The sequence below is a fragment of the Sphingobacterium endophyticum genome, from assembly GCF_009733535.1.
In the GTDB taxonomy this organism is placed as follows: domain Bacteria; phylum Bacteroidota; class Bacteroidia; order Sphingobacteriales; family Sphingobacteriaceae; genus Sphingobacterium; species Sphingobacterium endophyticum.
Genome location: NZ_SMMI01000010.1, coordinates 79,534 through 103,797, shown reverse-complemented (window position 1 = coordinate 103,797; position 24,264 = coordinate 79,534). Strand labels below are relative to the sequence as shown.

Here is a 24,264-nt window from a genome sequence, read left to right as displayed (position 1 = left end):
TTTTAGTTGCTGTTTTTTTATAAATTTACATATTCATACAATCTAACCGAAATGAACTATGAGCTTCAATAGAAGAAATTTCCTAAAGAGTCTTGGCTTGATCAGCATAGGAGCAAGTACGCCAGTTTATGCTGAGAAGATAATTACGAAGCAGGATACTGCATTTACATTTGCCTGCCCCCCATATCTCCAAAATCTTAAAGAGGAATCAATTAGCATTTGTTCAGTTTTTACCAAACCCTGTCTCGCTTGGGTAGAACTGTTAGATAGCAATAACCAAGTCTTAAAAACAATTTATCAAGTAGAAGACGGTATGCGAAATGCGAATGCAGAATTATTCAAGTTTAAGATTAACACGAATTCCAAGTCTTTAAAATATCGGGTTGTAGCCAAGAAAATCAAAAAATTCGATCCTTATAAAATAGAATACGGGGAGACCATACAATCTAATCCTACAGATATAAATCTTCCTCAATCAAAACAAGAAAACATCAATGTTTTAATATTAAATGATATTCACGAGGCAAAGGACAGCTATGCATATCTTTATGATAAGAGTAAGCTTCCTAAAAAAGATTTAGTTTTTCTAAATGGGGATTCCTTTCATTATGTAAGCAATCAAAATGATTTGACAGAGAAACTACTAACACCAATTGGGAATAAATTTGCTAGTGAGACTCCGTTTATTATGGTTCGTGGAAATCATGAAACTAGAGGAAGTTTTGCCAGGGATTATAAAAAATATTTTGATTATCCAGAGAACAAATTTTATCAGGCATTTAAAATGGGACCTATATTTTGGATCGTCCTAGATAGTGGAGAAGACAAGCCAGATGACCATGAGGTGTATGGAGGGACTGTGGATTATGATAATTATAGGCTTGAGCAAAAGGCATGGTTAGCTAAAGTATTACAATCAAAAGAAAGAAAAGAAGCAAAACATACATTAGTTGTAACCCACATTCCATTTCATCATTCAGATGATTGGCATGGAACGAAACATAACCATGAGTGTTTCCATGAATTATTAAACAATCACAAAGTGGATGCCGTTATATCCGGTCACACACATCAATATAGTTTTCATCCGCCAGACAATAACCACAATTACTATGTAATAATTGGAGGAGGTCCAAAAGCTGGAAATAGAACATTTGTTGATATATCAGCTCAGGGGAAGAGTTTACTAGTCTCATTAAATCTGGACGATGGAAGTACAATTAACAGGTTCACAAAAGGATAATCCCGTCAATCGAAAGTAATTAATAAAAAAAATTCCACTCTACAATTAGAGGGAAATTTTTTTATCATATTTTGATTAGCTATTCAACTGCGAAAAAAGAATTTAACTCGGCCAAGGTCTCTTGCGTTTTAATAGAGTCCTTGACGATGATCCCTTTATTCAGGGCAATGATACGATCAGCAGTTTCAACAGTATGGGAAAGATCATGGCTTGAAATAAGCAATGTTATTTCCTTTTTCTCTTTAAGATTATTAATTAAATTCTTCAACCTAAATTGGGTACTAGGGTCTAAATTAGCGAAAGGTTCATCCAAAATGATCAACTCTGGATTACCTATAAGTGCTCCAACAATTCCAACTTTCTTTTGGTTACCTTTCGACAAATCTCGAATATACACTTTGCGGTTTAATACTTCATCATTAAAAAACTCTTTATATTCAGCCACAACCGCATCAACATCAACTTTGTTCATACCCCTTAATTCCCCCAAAAAATAAAAATATTCTTCAGGACTCAAATACCCTATTAAAAAACTTTCATCAACAAAAGCTGCAGTAAATTTCTTCCACTCATCGTGACCATGAACTAGAATACCCCCTAATGCCACATTGCCGGAATCAGGTTGTATTAAGTCTAATATTAAGCTAAATAAAGTCGTTTTACCTGCGCCGTTGTTTCCAACAAGTCCAACACTTTCACCTTTTTGAATTCTAAGTTCAGGAATATTTAACACCTGAATTCCATTATAACTCTTACTTAAATTCTGTATTTGAATCATGATTAATTTCGATTTTTGATTTTACTAATTATTCACCTCTTTAAATCCCGCTAACATCGAATATTTTTTAATGATGTATTTATTTGCTATCCAATTTAACAAGTGGTTTCGGAATGCCAAACCAATCATACCTAATAAGATTAGGACGATATTGGCCACATTCATTCCAGCAATAAAATTAAAAATTACCCAAATAATAATTGGAATGATTAGAAGAGGAATTCCAACTAACCATTGGGCAGCACCTACGCCCTGATAATTAAAGTAATTCCCATTATCTAGGTCGATCCTCTTTTTGTTCATAGCACCAAACAAAAGTATTAAAGGAATATTTACACCAAGGTTATAAATTGCACAAGAAATATTTATCCATAAGATTTCCCATCCAAAATAAAGGTATCCTGTACTTAAAATTGTAAGAATACCAACTGAAATTGCCATTAGAGTTGCCTTAGATTCTAAGTATAATTTTATTGGCATATTCTGAGTCATCAACATTGAATAATAACTACTATCCCATGCTGGAACAAATTGACCAAAATTAATAATGAAAATACCCGAAATAAATATTCCTACAAACACCAGCATAGACGAATCCTTGAATTCAGGATTTGGATAAAAGAAGAGACCATACGCTAAAAATAACAGACAAACAATAATTGTATTTCTCGCCCTTTTTGCTCGCCACAATAACCTTAAATCCAATTGTAAAAATGGAGCTAATTCACCAAAGCGGTTTGTCCAAGAAAGGTTATATTCTTTAAATTCACTTCTTTCATCTTGCAAATAGGCATCTAGATACATGTTTCTTTTTATATCATTGAAGAGAAGCAAGTAACTAAATGCTACAATTAAAATGGGTACTAAACATAGTAATGGATTATTTAACACAAGATCATAAAATGAACCAAATAGATCAGTTACAGAGAATATATTAAAATAATCTAAACAAAATAATACGATGACGAGAATCAGAAATGGTAAGATTTTTATTAAAGAAGTGCTGAAATTTTTTTGAATATAGAGGTTATAAAAATTGATAATATATTCAGTACCTAATACAGCAACAAACCAGCCCAAGAGTTGAGTATTACTGAAATCTGTAATCCTAGAGGTTATAATAACGTAAGGGATCATAACAGCAATTAACAACCAATTACTAAAAGAATAAATTGTTTTCATTAAGGTATAATGAACAATTGAAGATCTATTAATATTTTGAATGAGTAAGGGTTTAATGTTCAAAAGAGGAATTTTCTGAAACATAACCCGAATAAAAAAACTTACACAAAACCAGATTAGCAAAAATTTATTTACCAAAAAGATGGGTTCATCATTGGGATAGAGCTCCTTTAATAGGAAATGAAGGGAAAATCCCAAAGTCATAAAAGAGACTAGAAAATATAGTCCCAAGAAACCAAGTAATATTTTAACAGCAATTCCTTTTCCTAAATCAGCGGATCTAAAGAAAGAATTCCATTCTAGTATAAATAATCTTTTAAACATAATTTATCAGCTTTAAGAGGTTAGTTAGCAGAGATTGAAGAACGTTACATAAAAAATATAAAGTTTCGATATTTCTTCTTGTAATTTAATAAAAAAACTAGTCGATTTATTTGAATGCCACCATATTCATGCAAATCAATAATAAATATTTAATCCACCTATTACTTGAATAAATCAGGAATGAAAAAAGGCATTCCAAAATCGGAATGCCTTATACAATTATTAAAGATTATTTAATTCAATAAAGAATTATTCTTCAGACAAGAATGGGTATCGATAATCAACATCAGGGTTGAATGTCTCTTTGATTGTTCTAGGAGAAACCCATCGCAAAAGATTAATCATTGAACCTGCCTTATCATTTGTACCTGAACCTCTAGCCCCACCAAAAGGTTGTTGACCAACAACGGCACCAGTACATTTATCATTAATATAGAAATTACCGGCAGCATTTTTCAATTCTTCAGTTGCCTGGCTGATAGCATAACGGTCTTGAGCAATAATAGAACCAGTTAAAGCATAAATTGATGTTGTATCTACAACCTTCAATGTTTCGTTCCATTTCTTATCATCGTAAACAAATATGGTTAAGACTGGACCAAAAAGTTCTTCACTCATTGTTTCATAGTCAGCCTTTTTAGCAACGATTACTGTAGGGTTTATGAAATACCCTTTGGATTTATCATACTCACCACCAATTACCACTTCAGCGTCTTTAGAATTTTTAGCCCTATCAATATATTTAGTAATTTTATCGAATGATTTCTCGTCAATTACAGCATTAATAAAGTTGCTAAAATCTTCAGTTCCACCAATTTTAAAGGATTTGATATCACGATCCATCATTTTCTTTAAGTCTTTCCATAAAGATTTAGGAACATATGCACGAGAAGCAGCAGAACATTTCTGACCTTGGAATTCAAAAGCACCACGTACTAAAGCAGTATTTAACACCTCTAAGTTAGCAGAAGGGTGAGCGAGAATAAAATCTTTACCCCCTGTTTCACCGACAATTCGTGGATAGGTTTTATAAAGGTGAATATTTTCACCAATTGTTTTCCATATATCCTGGAAAACCCCAGTTGAACCTGTGAAGTGAATACCAGCAAAATCAGGATGTTTGAAGATTACGTCTCCAGCATCGGGACCAGATACATAAACTAAGTTTATTACCCCAGCAGGCACACCAGCTTCTTGGAAAATTTCCATCAAGACATTCGCTGAATAAATTTGGGTATTAGCAGGTTTCCAAACGACCACATTTCCCATCATGGCTGCACTAGTTGGCAGGTTACCAGCAATAGCAGTGAAATTAAAAGGTGTCAAGGCAAAAACAAATCCCTCTAGTGGGCGTTGTTCCACTCTATTCCACACGTTTTTAGGACTAATTGGAGGTTGTTGTTGATAGATTTCGCTCATGTATTTAACATTGAAACGAAGAAAATCTGCGATTTCACATGCAGAGTCAATTTCCGCTTGATATGGGTTTTTAGATTGCCCAAGCATGGTTGCGGCATTTAGTTTATATCTATATTTTGTAGAGATTAACTCGGCAGCTTTCAAGAAAATTGCTGCACGTTGCTCCCATGGAAGATTTTCCCAATCATTTTTTGCGGCCAAAGCAGCATCAATAGCTTGTTTAACATTAGCTTTAGTACCTTGATTAAAATAACCTAACACATGTTTGTGGTCATGTGGAGGAGTAATTTTAACTTTTTTACTCGTACGAACTTCTTCACCACCGATATACATTGGGATATCTAATTCAGTAGCTCTAGCAGCTGCAATAGCTTCTTTCAGCAAACTTCTTTCTTTTGTTCCTGGTGCATATGAGTAAACTGGCTCATTTGTAGGTGTAGGAACATTAAAAAATCCTTTTAACATAATAACAAATATTATTTTTATTTATAAAATACGTAAAGTTCAACAGCATAACCTGTTCTATTTGGAAGAGAAACTCCATTTAACAGAGCTTTTATAACTAAACGCACACTTCTTTAAAATTTTATTCGAAGTTACTAAATATGTAGTTTTTGGATATAACATATCTCAACCGATAATAAACATATTTTGTCCATTTTTAATTATACCTCCGTAAAGATACAAAATAAATGTTTACCTAAATTGTTCTAAAAATTGATAAACTTGAGACTAAATGTATCATATACAGTATAATTAAGCATATTTTACCATATTTTATCAAATTTAAATTTTCAAAATCTTAAACAGATTTATTCCTTTTGGCGAAATAACAAATAGGATTTATAAAAGTTTATTTAGAATAACATATAAAGAAAAAGCGGACATCTATTGTGATATCCGCTTCATATTAGGAAAATTTAATAAAATTAACCTTTAGCTTCTTGATAACGTTTAGCTACATCATCCCAGTTAACTACGTTGAATATTTCTTCTAAATAAGCAGGGCGTTTGTTCTGGTATTTTAAGTAATAAGCATGTTCCCATACATCGATTCCAAAAATTGGGGTACCTTTCACTTCGGCAACATCCATTAATGGGTTATCTTGATTAGGAGAAGATACTACTGCTAATTTACCATCTTGCCCTACGATTAACCAAGACCAACCAGAACCGAATCTACCAGCACCAGCTTCTTGCAATTTCTTTTTTAACTCATCAAATGAGCCGAAAGTTGTATCAATAGCTTCTGCTAAATCGCCTGTCGGTTGCCCACCAGCGTTAGGAGCTAGAACTTTCCAAAATAAGTTGTGATTCCAAACACCACCAGCATTATTGCGCACAGCAGCTGGGTATTTGCTTACGTTCTTTAGGATTTCTTCTAAAGAAAGGTTTTCGGCATCAGTACCTGCAATAGCTTTATTTAGATTGTCAACATATGCTTGATGGTGACGATCGTGGTGAATAATCATAGTTTCTTTATCGATTGTAGGTTCCAATGCGTCTGCTGCGTATGGTAACGCTTCTAATTCAAATGCCATAACGATTATTTTTTTATTTATTAATTATCAATATACGAATATAACAATTTGGAAGCGTTTTTGTTTCGTTTACGGCCCAATTTGTGGATAACTTAGCGTTTATTACGAAAAAAAGACATCATCAATTCAGCACATTCATTTTCAAGCACTCCAGGCTGTATGATTGTTTTGGGATGGATGATTTTTTCGTTGATACTAGAATATCCACGTTTTTCATCTTTAGCTCCATAAACTATTTTACTGATTTGGGTCCAATAGCTTGCCCCGGCACACATTACACAAGGCTCAACAGTAACATACAAAGTACAGTCACGAAGGTATTTGCCGCCTAAGAAATTAGCCGCAGCCGTAAACGCCTGCATTTCAGCATGTGCTGTTACATCATTTAATCGTTCAGTAAGATTATATCCTTTTCCAATGATTTTACCATTTGAAACAATGATTGCCCCAATAGGTATTTCATCTTCTTCAAATGCACGTTTGGCCAGCTTTAAGGCCTCCCGCATATACTGTTCATCAAGAGTTGGAGTCGTATTTTGGGAATCGTCTTCGAAATTATATACTTTCATCATTTCAATTTGGAGCCATTTGGAACAAGTTTGTCTACTGCAGTCAAGATAATATCACCGTTTTGATCCTCAAATCCAGTGACCAAACATTCAGACATAAAATTGGCAATTTGTTTTTTTGGAAAATTGATTACAGCAACTACTTGTTTACCAATTAATTCTTGTTTTGAGTAATGAACGGTAATTTGAGCTGACGATTTACGAGTTCCAATGACAGGACCAAAATCGACCAGCAATTGATAAGCTGGTTTTTTAGCTTTGGGAAAATCCTCTACCTCCAATATTGTACCTACTCTAAGATCAACCTGTTCAAATTCTTCCCAATTAATGAGTTTCTCCATAAAAAATTACAAACTATTAGAATTTAAATCAGCCATTTCTTTAGAAAGAGTATATATGACGTAGTCAACATTACGGTTTAGTCGTTTCGCCAAACGTGAGAGTAATTCTACCTCTTGACCTTCCTGAAACTGAAGATCTTCCTCAGACAGATGGTTGTATTTTCTCTTTAGTTTTAGCTTTAAAACGGGCCATTCATTGGCATGAATCTTGAAATTATACATATTAAATATACGCTAATTGAATAAAAACTTTTATTTTAGTGATTGGAAATAGTAAATATATAAATTTTTAGTATGAAAAAAATCTTACTTGGATTAGCGGCCTTATTCTTTTGCGTTCAGGCTACGCAAGCACAATTATTACCTAGTTTAAAATTAGGTATTAAAGGCGCGGTGAACTTCTCGAGCTTAAAGTCAGAAGGAAAATGGTTGAGTTCAGATACGAAAGCAGGTTTTCAAGCAGGTATTTGGGGACGTGTAGGCGTAGCAGGTTTCCACGTACAACCGGAATTATATTATGCACAGAAAAAAGCTGGCTATGAAACAGAGGATGGCCAAAATGGAGAAGCTACCTTTAAAAGTGTTGATTTACCTATTTTATTAGGAACCAAAATTGGCTTAGGTCCAGTTGGTGTACGCATTCAGGCAGGTCCTGTATTTTCATTTGCACATGATGGGAAAGTTACGCAAGTCACCAATCCAGACACTTACAAAAAATCGTCTACTGGTATTATTGGAGGCATTGGAGCAGATATCAGCAAATTAACTATTGATTTAAGATATGAGCATGGCTTAAATAATATTAGCCAGAATTCAGATCACAACCAAAAGATCAGTATGTGGTCAATTGGTTTAGGATATGCATTCTTGTAATAGAGCAAGCTTTATAAAATATTTAGGCCTGATTTGATAAAAATCAGGCTTATTTTTTTGTCAGAAATTAGAACCATTCTAAATTAGGCCTTTTTTGTACATAAATCTCATTTATATGTCATCAAATAGATAGATTTGCGTACTTAAATTAAATTCATAGTAATAATGAGTAAATCAAAGCCAGTATTAACATCTTCACTAGGGAGGAAACTAATCATGAGCTTGACGGGATTGTTCTTATGTACTTTCTTAATAGTTCACTTGATTGGTAACTTACAACTATTTAAAGATGATGCGGGGTATGCGTTCAATAACTACGCATATTTTATGACCCACTTTACCCCCATTAAAGTAGTTTCATACTTACTTTATCTTTCTATCATTATCCATGCTGTTTATGCTTTAATCTTAACTACGAAGAACAAGGCTGCACGTCCGATTGGCTATGACCAATACGATGGAAAAGCGAATAGTGCTTGGAATTCTCGCAATATGGGAATTTTAGGAACAGTACTATTAATTTTCATTGTTACTCACATGCAAAACTTTTGGTATCAGTACAAATTTGGTACTACTCCGTATGTAGAATACCGCACAGAGGTATCAACAGGAAATCAAGAAGTATTAAAGTTAGATGATGTTCCTTCAGATTACAATGGATATGTAATTTATCCAGAACCAGGAGGGATAGAAGTTGTGAAATCGAAAGATCTATACAGACAGGTTGAAGAAACCTTTAAGAACCCATTATTAGTAGGTTTATATGTATTGGGTATGGCTGCATTATCATTTCACTTGATACATGGATTTCAATCAGCATTCCAAACGATTGGATTCAACCACAGACGTTACAATGGAATTATAAGAACGATTGGAGTATGGGTATTTGGTATCATTATCCCAATCCTATTCGCATCGATGCCATTGTATTTTTATTTTATTAAATAGGTTATTTACAGATTACGCAATAGCAAGATCTTATAAATAAATAAAGGATATGTTAGATTCAAAAGTACCTTCAGGCCCTTTGGCCGAAAAATGGTCAAAACATAAATTTGAGATGAAGCTGGTCAACCCAGCCAACAAGCGTAAGTTTACCATTATCGTTGTTGGTACCGGTTTGGCAGGTGCAGCTGCTGCTGCTTCATTAGCAGAACTGGGTTACAACGTTAAAACATTTTGTTACCAGGATTCTCCAAGACGCGCGCACTCAATTGCAGCTCAAGGGGGTATCAATGCTTCTAAAAACTATCAAAACGATGGTGACTCTGTTTTCCGTTTGTTTTATGATACGATTAAAGGAGGAGATTACCGTGCACGTGAAGCGAACGTTTATCGTTTAGCTGAAGTATCTGGAAATATCATTGATCAATGTGTTGCTCAAGGAGTTCCATTTGCACGTGAATATGGTGGTTTATTAGATAACCGTTCATTTGGTGGTGCTCAGGTATCCCGTACATTTTATGCACGTGGTCAAACTGGTCAGCAATTATTACTAGGTGCTTATTCCGCACTAAATCGCCAAATTGAAAAAGGTAAAGTAACATCTTATACGCGTCACGAAATGCTAGATGTTGTAAAAATCGATGGCGAAGCAAAAGGAATTATTACCCGTGACTTAGTTACAGGAGAAATTGAAGCACATGAAGGACATGCTGTACTATTATGTACAGGAGGATATGGAAACGTTTTCTTTTTGTCTACCAACGCTATGGGATGTAACGTGACTGCAGCATGGAGAGCACACAAACGTGGAGCTTACTTTGCAAACCCGTGTTACACACAGATTCACCCAACTTGTATTCCTGTTACTGGTGACCACCAATCAAAATTAACCTTGATGTCTGAGTCATTACGTAATGATGGCCGAGTATGGGTTCCAAAAACAATTGAATTAGCTGAGAAACTTCGTAAAGGAGAATTGAAGCCTAAAGATATTAAAGAAGACGATCGCGATTACTTCTTAGAGAGAAAATATCCATCATTCGGTAACCTAGTACCACGTGATGTTGCATCACGTAATGCTAAAGAAATGGTTGATGAAGGCCGTGGAGTTGGTAAAACTGGAGTTGCAGTTTTCTTAGACTTTGCTGAGGCAATCCAACGTTTAGGAAGAGATGTTGTAGAAGCGAAATATGGTAACCTTTTCGATATGTATTACCAAATTACAGACGAGAATCCATATGAGCAACCAATGCGTATCTACCCAGCTGTTCACTACACGATGGGTGGAGTTTGGGTTGATTACAACTTAATGACTACTGTTCCAGGACTATACTGTTTAGGAGAAGCAAACTTCTCAGATCACGGAGCAAACCGCTTAGGTGCTTCAGCATTAATGCAAGGTCTTTCAGATGGTTATTTTGTGATTCCATATACAGTTGGGGATTACCTAGCGAAAATTGGAAACTTCAAACCAGTTGATAAAAACAATCCAGCATTCGAACAAACTCGCAAAGAGGTTGAAGAAAGAATCAATAAGTTGTTATCTCTAAATGGTTCAAAAACTGTAGATGATATTCACAAGAAATTAGGCCATATTATGTGGGAATATTGTGGAATGGCTCGTACAGCAGAAGGATTGCAGAAAGCGAAAGGTTTAATTCAAGATTTGCGTAAAGAATTCTGGACAGATGCACGTGTATTAGGTGCAAATGAAGAATTAAATATGTCCTTGGAAAAAGCGGGTCGTGTTGCAGACTTTTTGGAATTAGGAGAATTAATGGTTGACGACGCTTTGAATAGAAATGAGTCTTGTGGAGGTCACTTTAGACTAGAATCACAAACTGAAGAAGGCGAAGCAAAGCGTAATGATGAAGAATATGCATATGTTGCTGCATGGCAATACAACGGTGATAATCAACCGGAGATCTTGCACAAAGAGCCATTAATATTCGAAAACGTTAAGTTAACACAAAGAAGTTATAAATAAGCCAAATGGCTTCTCAGGGGGCCATTTGATACTCAAAAATACTATTATGAGTGCACATATGAATTTAACGCTAAAGGTTTGGCGTCAAAAAAACTCAAATGACAAAGGTCAATTCGTGACTATTCAAGCAAAAGACATTGCAGATGATATGTCTTTCTTAGAAATGCTTGATGTAGTAAACGAAGACTTGACTCGTAAAGGGGAAGACCCTATCTATTTCGACCATGACTGTCGTGAAGGTATCTGTGGAATGTGTTCACTTGTTATCAATGGACGCCCACATGGACCAAAATATGGAATTACTACATGTCAATTGCACATGCGTTCGTTTCATGATGGACAAACGATCGTAATTGAACCATGGAGAGCATCAGCATTTCCGGTATTGAAGGATTTAGCAGTAGATAGAACCTCATTTGATAGAATCCAACAAGCTGGAGGATATGTAAACATCAATACAGGTGGTCCTCAAGATGCAAATAACATCTTAATCCCTAAGCGTGTTGCAGACGAGGCATTTGAATCTGCGACTTGTATTGGATGTGGAGCATGTGTTGCTGCATGTAAAAATGCATCCGCTATGTTATTTGTTTCTGCAAAGATTTCGCAGTTTGCCTTATTACCACAAGGACAAACAGAGCGTTATGAACGCGCGCAAGCAATGGTTGACCAAATGGATGCAGAAGGCTTCGGTAACTGTACAAATACAGGAGCATGTGAAGCAGAATGTCCAAAAGGAATCAAATTAACGAATATCGCAAGAATGAACCGTGAATACTTTACGGCAAAATTCTTCCGTCAAGAAGACGTACACCAACATTAAGGTCGAATTTCTTCATAAAACTCCTCGTAAAGTTATTTGCGAGGAGTTTTTTATTTATATTTACCCTATAGTAAAGACAGATAAATGGGTAATAAAATAAGAATCCTCTTACTAATTCTAACCGTATCTTTCCTTGCCACAGCTATCATGATCAATAACATGATAACAAAGGATGATATGTTGGAATTAGATACTAGAACTCTTTCAAACAACATACACCGCTATGAGGAATTAGTAGACGATTTGTTTGCTGATTCCAACCTGATGAAAGCATTTGTAAATGTTGAAGTATACCCTACTCAGGTTCTTGAGGCTACCAAGAAATATGGCGATAAATACAAGATCTTTTTTTACATTTTTAAGGACCACAAACCTATTTTTTGGAGCAATAATATCTATGTTCCTTTAACAGACGGCGGCATACAGTCTGATGTTGTATTTATCCAAGAGGACAATAGGTCTTTTATACTCAAACGGAAAACCCTAACATCCAACACCTCAGTCCTTGCATTAATTCCAATTAAAACAAACTTTTCCATTACCAATCAATATCTCAAAAACAGATTTTTCAATGAATTGATTTCTACGAATAATCTTACGATAGCTGATTATACGGACACAGAAAATATTAAAAACATTTACAGTCAAAATGGATCTTACCTATTCTCTGTCAAATTAAATGAAGGGAAACAGGACAATATATTCATGGACATTCAATTTTTATGTTGGATTTTCGCGTCTATTTGTTTCCTAATATTAGTCAACAATATCTGTTTAATGATAGCGAGAAATGGTAAGCCCTGGTTCTCCCTGTTGTTCTTTGCTTTGACACTTATTTTAACGCGGTATGTTGACCTAAATACAAACTGGTTGGCTTCATCCTCAAGCATAGGTTTATTCGACCCAAAATACTATGCATATAGTCCGCTCCTACCGAATTTATGGGGCTTTCTGATGACGACCATTTTGGTAGGTTGGCTCGTGTTTTACTTTAAAGCAATTCAACCTTACTTAAGACATTCATTAAAAAAGATCTCTGGTAATTTAGCAACTATCGTTTCACTAGTTTGTATACTTTCCATCTACTTTATCAGTAATACATTATTTTTCCATCTATCAACATTAATTACAAATAGTACAGTAGTAACCCTTGACTTAACCAATCTGCTATCGTTTAATAGCTATAGCTGGTTGAATATATTGATTATGTGTGTCAATATGGTTATCCTGCTTTATTTTATTGATTCGGTGGTTGGAATTCTCAAATCCATACTCCCGAACACCACTTCTTTTTTAAATCTCCAATTAATAGCCCTGGTAACCGCCATCATATTAAACGCTGTTCTTTTAGGTGAGAACACGTTCTTTAATATATTTTTAGCTGGGGTAATTATGATAAGGGCGTATAGCAAGGTAAAAGTTAGCCTATCAATGTCGACTTTCATATTAACCTTAATATTCTTAGCTTTTATGACCACTTCGGTTTATACAAGGAGTTTGGAAGCGAAGGTTGAGCGGGAAATGAAGGTCACCGTGAATCAATTGGAGGCCGAGGATGACCTCAATGCAACCGCGTTATTTGTAGAGCTAGAGAAGAAAATTGTTGCCGATGAAGGACTGCGACAATCTTTTGCAATCAGCCTACCAAATACACAGACAGATATAATCAATGATTATATCAAGAACACCTATTTTAGCGGTTATTTAACGAAATTTGAGTTTAATGGATTTTATTATTTTAATGATCAACCCTTAGGAAATTATGATAACAATAAGATTGAGGAATATCGAGAAAAGGTAATCAATAAATCCACGAAAGTCCAACAAACCGAACATTTTTATCGTGTGCGCAGTGATTTAGGGACACATGAATATTTCTTACAATTCGATATTCCAGTTGCTAATACCGATGATCAGGTTGTTCAGGTTTTCATTAACTTAAAAAATAGGGCTTACGGCACATCCATGCCATACCCTGAAATTCTATCGGATAGTAAGGTAGAATTTATTAGGGGATATCAAAGTAGTTCATCATCCTTTGCACTATATAGAGACGGATCTTTAGTAACCCAGAATGGTTCTTTCACCTATCCAAACAAAGATGAAGCATTCGGAGGTAAGGTCCAGCAATACGTTAATTTAGAAGATTATAATGGATATTTCAATGTAGTTTATAAGCCGGATGCGAATACAACTCTTGTTGTTAGTGTACCACAATTAAGCCTTTGGCAATCAATTGCTGTCTTCTCCTTCCTGTTCCTATGTTTATATATCTACTTTTTGATATTCGATAGCATAAAATATTTCTTCAGTACCATTACACAAAAGTCTTTTAATTTTAGAAGTATTAAATATCATTTTAAATTACTAATAAACCGCATCCAATATAGTACAAGGATTCAGACTATGATTATTGGGGTTGTTATATTCGCCATCGTAATATCTGGATTTATTTCATTCATTAGTATCTCCGGTCAGTTGGAAAAATCAAAAATCCAACAGCGTCTAAGTTATATTATGGATGTAGTTAAAAAGATTGAAAATAAAATTCAGTCTTCCGATAATCTTACAGAATCACAGATCCAGGAATTTGTTAAAGAATTTTCTGAATCAACCGTGACAGATATCAATTTGTATAACAAGAATGGTAAATTGATCTTTACATCACAACCCAAAATATACGACATGGGATTAGTGTCTCGATTTATCAATCCGATTGCATTTAATAATCTAAACGTACTGAAGAAAACTGACTCCTTTATTAAGGAATCAGTAGTAACTTTTGAATATAATTCAAGTTATGCTACAATCAAGAACAATGAATATAACAATATTTTATTCTTGAATATTCCTTATTTCACCTCAGTTGAGGAAGAAAATGAAAGCCAGAATCTGTTATTAAATACATTATTAAATATCTATACCATTATCATTTTAGGGCTTGGATTTTTAACGGTAATGGTTGCGAATTCAATTACAAAGCCACTGAATTTAATTGGTAGAAAACTTTCACAGACTATCTTTAGCAATAAGCCGAATGAACCTTTATATTGGGAACGAGATGATGAAATTGGTGCATTGGTGAAGGAATATAATTTTATGATCGTCAAATTGGAGGAAAATGCGAAACAGCTGTTAAATGCTGAAAGAGAATATGCATGGCGAGAAATGGCAAAGCAAATTGCCCATGAAATCAAGAATCCTCTGACACCAATGAAATTAGGTATACAACAGCTTACACGGAGTTATACCGAGAATGACCCTAGGTTTGAGGAAAGATTTTTCAAAATTTCTAATTCTTTTATTGAACAAATCAATAGTTTGAGTAGAATTGCAACGGAGTTTTCAAATTTTGCAAAATTACCCGACACCAATCTTGCCAAAATCAATATTATTGAAAAGATTAATAAATCCGCCAACGTCTATCATAACAATCACAATACCTATATCAAAATCATCAATAATACAGATGATGAGAAAGTCTTTGTTTTTGGGGATCGAGACCAATTATTAAGGACATTCAACAATTTGATTAAAAACTCAATAGAAGCCTCAATAGGTCGCAAAAAGCACTTGATAAGTATATTAATAGAATATATTGATGGAGATAAAATAAAGATTATTGTGAAAGATAATGGAATGGGTATTCCGGCGGATGTCATTCCAAAGATTTTTCAACCAAATTTTACGACTAAAAGCTCCGGCACAGGCTTGGGATTAGCATTCGTTAAGAAAACCATTGAGTCGATGAACGGTGATATCTCCTTTGTGACATTTGAAGGCATTGGAACTACCTTTACAATAATTCTACCTGTATATAAGGAAGAAGAATAAAGGTCAAGGAATTAATCAATCAATAGTATATAGCATTAATTACAGAGGGAATCTTAGGTATTCCTTTTATGTTAAGTTAAGAATGAGAAGGAATATTCTTGAACCAATATAGGAGAGAATGAATAGTTTGATATTTAAGAGATATAACCTTACAAAAAAAAGGAGCTAATAAAACTTAGCTCCTTTTAAATTTCTTAATATTTCCTATTATTTTAAAACTACAGAAGATCTACCCATAATCGCATTATCTGCGTAAAGTAATACCGTGTAAGCTCCTTTTTGAAATTTATGGTTAGAGTCAGACCACATAAATTGGTACTCTTGACCATTGTTATTGAATTCGATCTGATCTTTAAACGTGTATTGTAGTTTTTCTCCGTGTACAAGGAATAAATCTTCAGAATCAGCGATTAGATTGCCTTTCGGATTTATTATTCTCACATAAACATCTTTTTTACCCATCGTAGCAAGCGGATTGTCAGCAATCGTAAAATTTATTTGAAGTTTATCAATTCTCTTAGCTTTATTTTCATTTTCAAGATTTCCATTTCTTTTTTCTTCAATACCAATGATATGAACATTGGAAACTTTGATGGAAGAAGCTTTTGCAATTTTATTTGACAATTGATTTTGTTCAGTCTGTAATCCTGAATTTTTAGCTTCGGTTTCTTTTACTTTTTGATTTAGTTGAGAATTCGTCTCAGCCAGCAATTGATTTTTAATCTTCAATGCCGTGACATCATCTTTCATTTTAGATACTTGATCTTTTAATTGAGAGACCTCAAGTTTAGCGGTTTCAATTTGCGGACCAGTAATTTCATTTTTCTCGAGTCCTTTTCGTAGATCTTCAATTTTCTGTCTAGCAGATTGTTCAGCAGAAACCAAAGCTGCTGTATTCGTAATTCCTTCAGATTTAATATTGTCCAATTCAGCTTCAATACGATCAATTTCAATTTGTAAATTTTCTTTTTGAAGGGTAACTGTATATAATTTCTCTCCTGAAGACTTATATTTTACGTAGAAATATATGTTTGTAGCCAATAAAGCGGCAATAGCGATCACGAAAAAGTAGATTTTTGAATTATCCCGTTTTACGGCAGGGGCGTCTTGCGCTTCAGCAGAATCTATCTTGTTAACGTCTGTTTTCATCCTCTTTCTTCCCATCGAAATATCCTGTGCATTTACACAAAACAATTTCAAAATGAATATTTAATAATTATTTAATCTTCGAATGCAAAAATTGTTCCAATTTCTTATTATTCAAAATAATTTAGTATGTCAAAACCTCCTTGTTTTAAGTATTCTTCCCTTTGCATAAGTTTGAGATCAGATAATACCATTTCGTTGACAAGCATTTCGAGATTGTATTTTGGTAACCAGCCTAATTTTTTATTGGCTTTGGAAGGATCCCCGATTAATAAGTCGACTTCCGTTGGGCGGAAATAACTTGGGTCTACTTTGACAATGGTTTGGCCAAGTTTAATCTTTTCAGGGTCAAGGCCCAATTGTTTTAATCTATCGATATCACGATCAATAATAACACCTTTTTCAGCTTCGTCTTTTCCGGAGAATTCAATTTCAATACCTAATTCTGCGAATGCCATTCTCACGAATTCACGCACGGTTGTAGTAACACCAGTAGCAATAACATAGTCTTCAGGTACATCTTGTTGAAGGATAAGCCACATGGCTTCCACATAGTCCTTTGCATGTCCCCAATCCCGTTGGGCAGACAGATTTCCTAGATAAAGTTTGTCTTGAAGTCCCAGGGCAATTTTTGCTGCTGCTCTTGTAATCTTGCGGGTAACAAAGGTCTCCCCTCTCACCGGACTTTCATGATTAAATAAAATCCCATTACAAGCATACATGTTATAGGCTTCGCGATAATTTACTGTAATCCAATACCCATATAATTTCGCCACAGCATATGGACTTCTTGGATAGAAGGGTGTTGCTTCGCTTTGCGGTACTTCCTGAACGAGTCCGTATAGTTCTGACGTAGAAGCTTGGTAAATTCTGGTTTTCTGGGTTAATCCTAAAAGACGAACAGCTTCTAGAATACGAAGGGTTCCTAAACCATCGGCATTAGCAGTATATTCTGGAGTATCAAAACTTACTTTAACATGCGATTGAGCGGCAAGGTTATAAATTTCATCAGGTTTTGTTTCTTGAATGATACGAATTAGATTGGTGGAATCTGTAAGGTCGCCATAATGAAGGACAAAATTACGGCCCAACTGGTGCGGATCTTGGTATAAATGATCTATACGGTCGGTATTGAACAAAGAACTTCTTCGTTTCAATCCATGTACGATATAGCCTTTTTTTAATAAAAATTCTGCTAAATAAGCTCCATCTTGACCGGTAATACCCGTGATAAGAGCAACCTTTTTGCTTTCCTGACTCATTCTATTTGTTATAACAGGACAAATATAGAGAATTCAAACAAACGATTGTGAAAAACCTTTAGGGAAAGGATATCAAAATAATTAAAAATAAAAAAGCCATAGGACTGGCCTATGGCTTTTATTCAGAAATATGGAGCTAGAATTATTCTCCAGCTCTGCTAAATTTCAGCACCAAAAATCCAGTACCTTCATTCAAAGGAACAGGTAATCTCATTTCTAGTGAATTTTCATCAGCATAAGATAAATCTAAACGGTAACCACTAGTTACGTTTGCAGCTTTATCACCTGCATAAATTTTCTTGAATTGGAAAGATGGCTGGCCACCCGTTTTACCTGGGTTGAAAATAGACCAAACAATGGTACGTACCGTTCCACTAGCACAAAGGTTACCTTCGGCATTAAAAGTAATGCTACCTCTTTGGTTACCACCAGGAAGATTCCATAAAGAACCAATGAAACAATCAACTGGAGCTTCATCAAACATATTTTTCACAGTATAGCTGCTTGGGATATTCTCGCGGGTAACTGAATTTAAAATCCAATTTCCTTTAACACCAGAACGCCATTGAGATGCAGAAGGACCTTCTGCAGAAACTGTTCCCGATTCAGAACCACCTGTTGTACCTTTTTTAGGTGCTCCACAACTACCTAATACTAACAAAGCTGTTAATAAAGATAAAAACGAAATAATACGTTTATGCATATTACAAATTTTAAAATAGTATAATAAATGTATATTAGTAAACTAAAAACTCAATTTTCATTGATGAACAACACTTCCAAAAATCATACCATAAGCAAAACTGTAGCGAAAGCAATTCTTCGGTTGGTCATGATTATTTTAATTGTCGGAATCGTATTTGCTTTTAGCAAAGATGCTAAAATCCTAGAGAATATTTCCTTAAATTTTCCAAACAAATGGGCTATATTTGCCCCCATTTCATTATTCATCATCTTTATAATTTTGATGTTCATGATGTTAAAAGAAAAATACAATCGTATTGATTTGAATTGGTTATTTAGTTTATGTGGGGGATTTTTATTGATTTATTTGATTTTATTCTATTCCCGCATCTATCCGATGATCTAATTTATTGCTCATAATTAAATGGAAAAAACTAAGATTTGGGATATCGTTAAGAATATTATTAAAGTTCTGATAACTCTGGCGGCACTTTATTGGGTATCTACCAAGATCTCATTAAATGAGCTTACTTCGGCATTAAAAGATAGCAATCCCATATATTTAGTCTTTGCCTTGTTGTCATATTGCTGCTCTATCATCGTTGCATCTTCCCGTCTAAATTCATTTTTTAAAGCAATTGGATTAACATTGAGTGAGCGGTATAACTTCAGGCTTTATCAATTAGGTTTACTATACAATTTTTTTCTGCCCGGAGGAATTGGTGGCGATGGTTATAAAATATATTTCCTGAAGAAGAATTTCCAAATATCAAGGCGACAAGTATTAGGAGCTGTATTTTTTGATAGGCTTTCTGGATTGTGGGCACTATGTATTATCACCGGAGCGCTAGTGATATTTATGCCTCGACTTGCGATTCCCAATGCCGTTACGATTGCGGTGCTGGCAATTGGTACATTAAGTTATTTATATGTTTTAAGGTTATTCTTTAAACAGTTTCTAAAAAACTTTATTACCACTCATTTTAAAGCATTATGTGTTCAAGGATTTCAAACCTTAACTGCAATATTCATATTGTATGCTATTAATTTCGACGGTAAATTTTCACCATTTCTTTTGATATTTATGGTTTCATCATTGGTAGCGATTGTTCCTTCCATAGGAGGCGCAATTGGTCTTCGAGAAACTGTAATATTTAGCTTAGCTACCTATCTAAAGTTAGATCCCCATATTGCTGTTACAATTAGTTTAATATTTTATATCATATCGTTATTGGTAGCCTCATCTGGGATTTATTATATTTTCAGGCCACAAAGATTAGGAGCGGACAAATTACCATCAGCGAAAGAAGTTGAAGAAGAAATTGATAAAGAAGAGGAAGAATAATGGCAAATATCATCATTACAGGAGCTAGCAGCGGCATAGGATTTGAAGCAGTTCTAGATTTAACAGCAAATAAAGAAAATAAGGTTATTGCCTTGGCGAGGTCAGGAGATAAATTAAGGAAATTGCATGAAATTGCAAGTTCATTAAATCATGATGGGGGGACTCTGTACCCAGCTCAATTTGACATTGTATTTGATAATTATCCAGAGTCATTGGTACCATTTATACAGTCCAAATTTGATAAAGTAGATATTTTGATTAATAATGCAGGAGCATTAATCAATAAGCCTTTTATGGAATCGAGTATGGAAGATATTGCACACATGTTCCAATCTAATTTATTAGGTCATATCCAAATGATCAAAAGTATTGTACCGTTGATGACAGATGGAGGGCATATCGTTAATATTGGTAGCATGGGCGGATTTCAGGGCTCCGCTAAATTTCCAGGCTTATCTGCATATTCATCTAGTAAAGGAGCATTGGCGATTTTAACAGAATGCTTAGCGGAAGAATTAAAGGACAGGAATATCAAGGTCAATTGCCTTGCGTTAGGTTCTTCACAAACCGAAATGTTTGAAACCGCCTTTCCTGGTATCGAGGCTGGCACCTTAGCTTTTGAAATGGGTAGGTATATTGCAGAATTTGCTCAAAATGGCAGTAAATATTATAATGGTAAGGTTTTACCAGTTTCAAACACTACCCCGTAAAAGATTAAAAAAGTAATATTAATTTATTAAAAAGGTCGTCATTAGTATATAATGATGACCTTTTTTAATTTATTGTTTTTCAGTAATTAGAATTTATAAATTTTCTTTATTTAAATACTTAAAAATTTAGAATTGAAATATTAGGATTATATATTTTTTATATATTTAATTTTTAATATTAACCTTCAGGAGATCGAACATCTCCTATTGAAAAATACTATTACTAACCGCAACAAACAATTTATGAAAAGCAAGCTGTTATTTTTCGTAACGTTTTGCCTTATGCAATTAACCGTATTTGCGCAAGACCAAACTATTACAGGTACGGTGACGGACGCTGTTACCAATGTTCCGATTTCCGGAGTCACCATTCGAGCAGTTGGCAGTAATTCTGCTGCCCAAACGGATGGCAACGGCCGTTATGAAATTGGATTAAGTTCAAACATTAAGGCCCTACATTTCACCTTTGTAGGTTATGCATCACAACAAGTCTCCATTGAGAATAGAAGCAGTATCGACATTGCGTTGGTACCTTCAGCAGCTGATTTGGAAGAAGTTGTTGTGGTGGGCTATGGTACACAGGTTAAAAAAGACATGACAGGCTCAGTTGCCAACATTAAGATGTCTGATTTAGAGGATGTACCATTGCAAACCGTTGAAAGTGCGCTTCAAGGACGTGCATCAGGTGTCTTTGTAAACACAAGTAGTGGAAAATTAGGTCAAGCACTACAGATTCGCGTTCGTGGTATATCTTCAATCTCTGCGGGTACACAACCGTTATATGTTATTGACGGAGTACCTATCATTACAACTCCTATGGGAACCTATGATGAACCTGATAACCCATTGGCGGCAATCAGTCCCGATGATATTGAATCCATGGATGTATTAAAAGATGCTGCAGCCACAGCTATCTATGGTGCGCGTGGATCAAATGGAGTTGTTATTATTACAACCAAAAAAGGTAAAGCAGGTCGGACAAAATTTGAGTTAGGCTATTTTGGAGGTTTTAGTGACCCAACAAAAAAAGGAGAATTTCTAAATGCAGCACAATACAAAGAGCTATTAGGCACTGCCGTTACCAATGCTGGTTACATCGGTCCAAATGCTGATTATCCATCATTAAGTGAATTTTGGTCAGATTGGACGGGAACAGACGATTGGGACAAAAACTATGATAGTAATTGGGTGAATGAAGGATTAAGAAGAGGTGGAGTACAGCAAATAAGTTTAAATATTTCAGGAGGAGATGCTAAAACAAGATTTATTGCATCTGGAAGTTATAATGATAATAAAGGTATTATTATCGGCAATAGGTTCGTTAGAACCTCTGGCCGCTTAGGAGTTGACCATTCTGCAAATTCATGGTTAGATTTAGGCGGTACAATCAACATCAATAAAATCGACAATTACCGTGTAAGCAGTGACAATGCCTTTTCAAATCCATTGCAGTTAAATGCCCTTCCACCTATACAACCCATCCGTGACGAAAATGGAGAACTGAATAATTACACCGTTTACTATAACAACTTAATTGATCTGGAAAACGGCAAAAATCTTTCAAACACTTATAGGACATTTGGAACAGCTTATGCTAGCGCAAAAATCACTTCAGATTTAACTTTCCGTTCAGAATATGGTATGGATTTCCAAAATTTAGAAGAGGAAATATATTTAGGATCTAGGACACAGGACGGAGGAGATGTTGGAGGATATGCTTGGAATTATCAGGCACGATCGATCAATTTCAACACCAACAACACCTTAACCTATACCAAAACCTTCAATGATGTTCATGATTTCAGCGCATTGGCGGGTATGGCTTATCAAGAAGGTCAATTTAGATATACGATGGCCGAAGGAAAGAGTTTTCCTTCAGATCAGTTCACAAAAATAATCAGTGCTGCAATAAAATCTAATGCAAGTTCATCGGAGTCAAGATTTTCATTTCTATCCTATTTTGCAAGAGCAAATTATAAATATAAAAACAGGTATTTATTAGAAGCCACTTTCCGTATCGATGGTTCTTCGCGATTCGGTAAAGAATCAAGATATGGATCCTTTCCAGCGGCATCTTTAGGCTGGGTAGTATCCGAAGAAGATTTCTTGCAAGGAAACTCAACGCTATCTTTCTTAAAACTAAGAGCCAGTTATGGCAGAACTGGTAATGCGGAAATTGACAACTTCGGACCTAGAACATTGTATACTGGAGCAAATTATGCCGGAATACCAGGAACAGTGCCGTTAAGATTAGGAGATGAAAAATTAACTTGGGAAAATACGACTTCAAGCAACTTCGGTGTAGATTTCGGATTTTTTAACGATAGACTTTCAGGAACTGTTGATGCATATTTCAAGAAAACAACAGACCTATTGTTAGATGTGCCTATTGAATCGACAACTGGATTTACGACCATTCTCCAAAATGTTGGAGACATGGAAAACAAAGGGGTTGAGATTACTTTAAACTCAAAAAACTTTGTTGGAGAATTTAAATGGAGTACATCATTCAATCTATCCTTCAATAAAAACAAAATCTTAAAGCTTGTTGATGGACAACCTATCTATCCAGGAGGAAGATACTTAGGTAGGATAGAAGAAGGTATGCCTTATGGTTTTTTCTATGGAAAAGCTTATGCCGGAGTTGACACTGAAAATGGGGATGCCCTTTATTATTTGGACGACACAAAATCTAAGACAACTAATGTCTATTCTGAAGCTGCAGACCAGTGGATAGGTGATCCAAACCCTAAATTTTACGGAGGATTTGGAAACAATTTTTCATATAAAAGTTTTGATTTAGCTATTCAAACTCAATTTGTTTATGGCAATGACATTTACAATGCGGCAGGAGGTTTTCAGTCAACAAATGGTGACTACTTTGATAACCAAACCTTAGATCAAATGAATTACTGGAAGAAACCAGGAGATGTAACTATGATCCCTCAGCCAAGATTTGATGAGGCAAATGGTACCCGCCCTTCTTCGAGGTATGTTCAAGATGGCTCCTATTTCCGTGTAAAAAATGTTGTATTTGGGTATAACCTTCCTAGCAGCATTGCAAATAAGGCGTATATGCAAACAGCACGTATTTTTGTATCGGCAACCAACCTATTAACATTTACCAAATACAACGGATATGATCCTGAGATCAATACTACATTTGCTGGAAGGTATCAGTTAGGAACGGATTTCTACACTGCACCCCAGCCAAGAACTATTACTTTTGGAATCAATGTTGGTTTTTAATTATCTAAG

19 protein-coding genes are annotated in these 24,264 nt (G+C 34.9%); 10 read left to right on the top strand and 9 right to left on the bottom strand.

The window, feature by feature from the left end; genetic code table 11:
- Positions 1-58: 58 nt before the first annotated feature.
- The gene (locus E0Y80_RS13485) at positions 59-1,243 is read left to right on the top strand and encodes a metallophosphoesterase family protein (RefSeq protein ID WP_156308192.1); all 1,185 of its coding nucleotides are present in this window, start codon (positions 59-61) and stop codon (positions 1,241-1,243) included.
- A 79-nt stretch (positions 1,244-1,322) separates the two neighbouring features.
- Here the strand turns inward: E0Y80_RS13485 and E0Y80_RS13480 are convergent, their stop codons facing one another.
- The 6 genes from E0Y80_RS13480 to E0Y80_RS13455 all read right to left on the bottom strand — a co-directional run bounded on the left by E0Y80_RS13480 (position 1,323) and on the right by E0Y80_RS13455 (position 7,397).
- Positions 1,323-2,021, bottom strand: coding sequence for an ABC transporter ATP-binding protein (locus E0Y80_RS13480; RefSeq protein ID WP_156308191.1), 699 nt, complete (start codon positions 2,019-2,021; stop codon positions 1,323-1,325).
- Positions 2,022-2,045: 24 nt separating this feature from the next.
- Positions 2,046-3,527 carry a DUF5687 family protein gene (locus E0Y80_RS13475; protein ID WP_156308190.1) on the bottom strand — a complete coding sequence of 494 codons (1,482 nt, stop codon included), beginning with the start codon at positions 3,525-3,527 and terminating at the stop codon, positions 2,046-2,048.
- Between the two features lie 249 nt (positions 3,528-3,776).
- A complete protein-coding gene (pruA, locus tag E0Y80_RS13470; protein WP_156308189.1) occupies positions 3,777-5,411 on the bottom strand; it encodes an L-glutamate gamma-semialdehyde dehydrogenase in 1,635 nt (544 codons plus the stop codon).
- A 464-nt stretch (positions 5,412-5,875) separates the two neighbouring features.
- Complete coding sequence (locus tag E0Y80_RS13465; protein WP_156308188.1) at positions 5,876-6,487, bottom strand: superoxide dismutase; 612 nt, start codon at positions 6,485-6,487, stop codon at positions 5,876-5,878.
- Between the two features lie 92 nt (positions 6,488-6,579).
- Positions 6,580-7,056: a nucleoside deaminase gene (locus tag E0Y80_RS13460; protein ID WP_156308256.1), complete on the bottom strand. Its 477-nt coding sequence runs from the start codon at positions 7,054-7,056 to the stop codon at positions 6,580-6,582.
- Entirely contained in the window at positions 7,056-7,397 is a 342-nt protein-coding gene (locus E0Y80_RS13455; protein WP_156308187.1) for a tRNA-binding protein, read from the bottom strand. The genes E0Y80_RS13460 and E0Y80_RS13455 overlap by 1 nt, the downstream gene beginning before the upstream one ends.
- Before the next feature lie 294 nt (positions 7,398-7,691).
- On the opposite strand from E0Y80_RS13455, the gene E0Y80_RS13450 reads away from it, so the two are divergent.
- The 5 genes from E0Y80_RS13450 (at position 7,692) to E0Y80_RS13430 (ending at position 15,859) form a co-directional block, all read left to right on the top strand.
- Entirely contained in the window at positions 7,692-8,270 is a 579-nt protein-coding gene (locus E0Y80_RS13450) for a porin family protein (RefSeq protein WP_156308186.1), read from the top strand.
- A 165-nt stretch (positions 8,271-8,435) separates the two neighbouring features.
- Positions 8,436-9,218 (top strand): succinate dehydrogenase cytochrome b subunit, encoded by a 783-nt coding sequence (locus tag E0Y80_RS13445; RefSeq protein ID WP_156308185.1) that lies wholly within the window; start codon positions 8,436-8,438, stop codon positions 9,216-9,218.
- Positions 9,219-9,267: 49 nt separating this feature from the next.
- Positions 9,268-11,202 carry a fumarate reductase/succinate dehydrogenase flavoprotein subunit gene (locus E0Y80_RS13440; RefSeq protein WP_156308184.1) on the top strand — a complete coding sequence of 645 codons (1,935 nt, stop codon included), beginning with the start codon at positions 9,268-9,270 and terminating at the stop codon, positions 11,200-11,202.
- 46 nt (positions 11,203-11,248) lie between these two features.
- Positions 11,249-12,025: a succinate dehydrogenase/fumarate reductase iron-sulfur subunit gene (locus tag E0Y80_RS13435; RefSeq protein ID WP_197091599.1), complete on the top strand. Its 777-nt coding sequence runs from the start codon at positions 11,249-11,251 to the stop codon at positions 12,023-12,025.
- A gap of 84 nt (positions 12,026-12,109) precedes the next feature.
- A complete protein-coding gene (locus E0Y80_RS13430; RefSeq protein WP_156308183.1) occupies positions 12,110-15,859 on the top strand; it encodes an ATP-binding protein in 3,750 nt (1,249 codons plus the stop codon).
- A gap of 207 nt (positions 15,860-16,066) precedes the next feature.
- Here the strand turns inward: E0Y80_RS13430 and E0Y80_RS13425 are convergent, their stop codons facing one another.
- The 3 genes from E0Y80_RS13425 to E0Y80_RS13415 all read right to left on the bottom strand — a co-directional run bounded on the left by E0Y80_RS13425 (position 16,067) and on the right by E0Y80_RS13415 (position 18,970).
- A complete protein-coding gene (locus E0Y80_RS13425) occupies positions 16,067-17,059 on the bottom strand; it encodes a coiled-coil domain-containing protein (protein WP_231596046.1) in 993 nt (330 codons plus the stop codon).
- A gap of 56 nt (positions 17,060-17,115) precedes the next feature.
- Positions 17,116-18,267 carry a GDP-mannose 4,6-dehydratase gene (gene gmd / locus E0Y80_RS13420; RefSeq protein WP_156308182.1) on the bottom strand — a complete coding sequence of 384 codons (1,152 nt, stop codon included), beginning with the start codon at positions 18,265-18,267 and terminating at the stop codon, positions 17,116-17,118.
- A gap of 142 nt (positions 18,268-18,409) precedes the next feature.
- Complete coding sequence (locus E0Y80_RS13415) at positions 18,410-18,970, bottom strand: hypothetical protein (RefSeq protein WP_156308181.1); 561 nt, start codon at positions 18,968-18,970, stop codon at positions 18,410-18,412.
- 27 nt (positions 18,971-18,997) lie between these two features.
- Here E0Y80_RS13415 and E0Y80_RS13410 point away from each other — a divergent pair, with 27 nt between their 5' ends.
- The 4 genes from E0Y80_RS13410 to E0Y80_RS13395 all read left to right on the top strand — a co-directional run bounded on the left by E0Y80_RS13410 (position 18,998) and on the right by E0Y80_RS13395 (position 24,255).
- Positions 18,998-19,357 (top strand): hypothetical protein, encoded by a 360-nt coding sequence (locus tag E0Y80_RS13410; protein WP_231596045.1) that lies wholly within the window; start codon positions 18,998-19,000, stop codon positions 19,355-19,357.
- 18 nt (positions 19,358-19,375) lie between these two features.
- Positions 19,376-20,296, top strand: coding sequence for a lysylphosphatidylglycerol synthase transmembrane domain-containing protein (locus E0Y80_RS13405; RefSeq protein ID WP_156308180.1), 921 nt, complete (start codon positions 19,376-19,378; stop codon positions 20,294-20,296).
- Positions 20,296-21,006, top strand: a complete 711-nt coding sequence (locus E0Y80_RS13400; protein WP_156308179.1) for an SDR family NAD(P)-dependent oxidoreductase — start codon at positions 20,296-20,298, stop codon at positions 21,004-21,006. Before E0Y80_RS13405 ends, E0Y80_RS13400 begins: the two co-directional genes overlap by 1 nt.
- 282 nt (positions 21,007-21,288) lie before the next feature.
- The gene (locus E0Y80_RS13395; RefSeq protein ID WP_197091598.1) at positions 21,289-24,255 is read left to right on the top strand and encodes a SusC/RagA family TonB-linked outer membrane protein; all 2,967 of its coding nucleotides are present in this window, start codon (positions 21,289-21,291) and stop codon (positions 24,253-24,255) included.
- Positions 24,256-24,264: the final 9 nt, after the last annotated feature.

Bases quoted from the DNA above. Each gene is read 5' to 3' on its own strand.
- E0Y80_RS13465 (WP_156308188.1), bottom strand. From the start codon at position 6,487: ATGGCATTTGAATTAGAAGCGTTACCATACGCAGCAGACGCATTGGAA.
- E0Y80_RS13475 (WP_156308190.1), bottom strand. From the start codon at position 3,527: ATGTTTAAAAGATTATTTATACTAGAATGGAATTCTTTCTTTAGATCC.
- E0Y80_RS13485 (WP_156308192.1), top strand. From the start codon at position 59: ATGAGCTTCAATAGAAGAAATTTCCTAAAGAGTCTTGGCTTGATCAGC.
- pruA (WP_156308189.1), bottom strand. From the start codon at position 5,411: ATGTTAAAAGGATTTTTTAATGTTCCTACACCTACAAATGAGCCAGTT.
- E0Y80_RS13410 (WP_231596045.1), top strand. From the start codon at position 18,998: ATGTATATTAGTAAACTAAAAACTCAATTTTCATTGATGAACAACACT.
- E0Y80_RS13445 (WP_156308185.1), top strand. From the start codon at position 8,436: ATGAGTAAATCAAAGCCAGTATTAACATCTTCACTAGGGAGGAAACTA.
- E0Y80_RS13440 (WP_156308184.1), top strand. From the start codon at position 9,268: ATGTTAGATTCAAAAGTACCTTCAGGCCCTTTGGCCGAAAAATGGTCA.
- E0Y80_RS13450 (WP_156308186.1), top strand. From the start codon at position 7,692: ATGAAAAAAATCTTACTTGGATTAGCGGCCTTATTCTTTTGCGTTCAG.
- E0Y80_RS13430 (WP_156308183.1), top strand. From the start codon at position 12,110: ATGGGTAATAAAATAAGAATCCTCTTACTAATTCTAACCGTATCTTTC.
- gmd (WP_156308182.1), bottom strand. From the start codon at position 18,267: ATGAGTCAGGAAAGCAAAAAGGTTGCTCTTATCACGGGTATTACCGGT.
- E0Y80_RS13460 (WP_156308256.1), bottom strand. From the start codon at position 7,056: ATGAAAGTATATAATTTCGAAGACGATTCCCAAAATACGACTCCAACT.
- E0Y80_RS13415 (WP_156308181.1), bottom strand. From the start codon at position 18,970: ATGCATAAACGTATTATTTCGTTTTTATCTTTATTAACAGCTTTGTTA.
- E0Y80_RS13400 (WP_156308179.1), top strand. From the start codon at position 20,296: ATGGCAAATATCATCATTACAGGAGCTAGCAGCGGCATAGGATTTGAA.
- E0Y80_RS13455 (WP_156308187.1), bottom strand. From the start codon at position 7,397: ATGGAGAAACTCATTAATTGGGAAGAATTTGAACAGGTTGATCTTAGA.
- E0Y80_RS13395 (WP_197091598.1), top strand. From the start codon at position 21,289: ATGCAATTAACCGTATTTGCGCAAGACCAAACTATTACAGGTACGGTG.
- E0Y80_RS13405 (WP_156308180.1), top strand. From the start codon at position 19,376: ATGGAAAAAACTAAGATTTGGGATATCGTTAAGAATATTATTAAAGTT.
- E0Y80_RS13480 (WP_156308191.1), bottom strand. From the start codon at position 2,021: ATGATTCAAATACAGAATTTAAGTAAGAGTTATAATGGAATTCAGGTG.
- E0Y80_RS13435 (WP_197091599.1), top strand. From the start codon at position 11,249: ATGAGTGCACATATGAATTTAACGCTAAAGGTTTGGCGTCAAAAAAAC.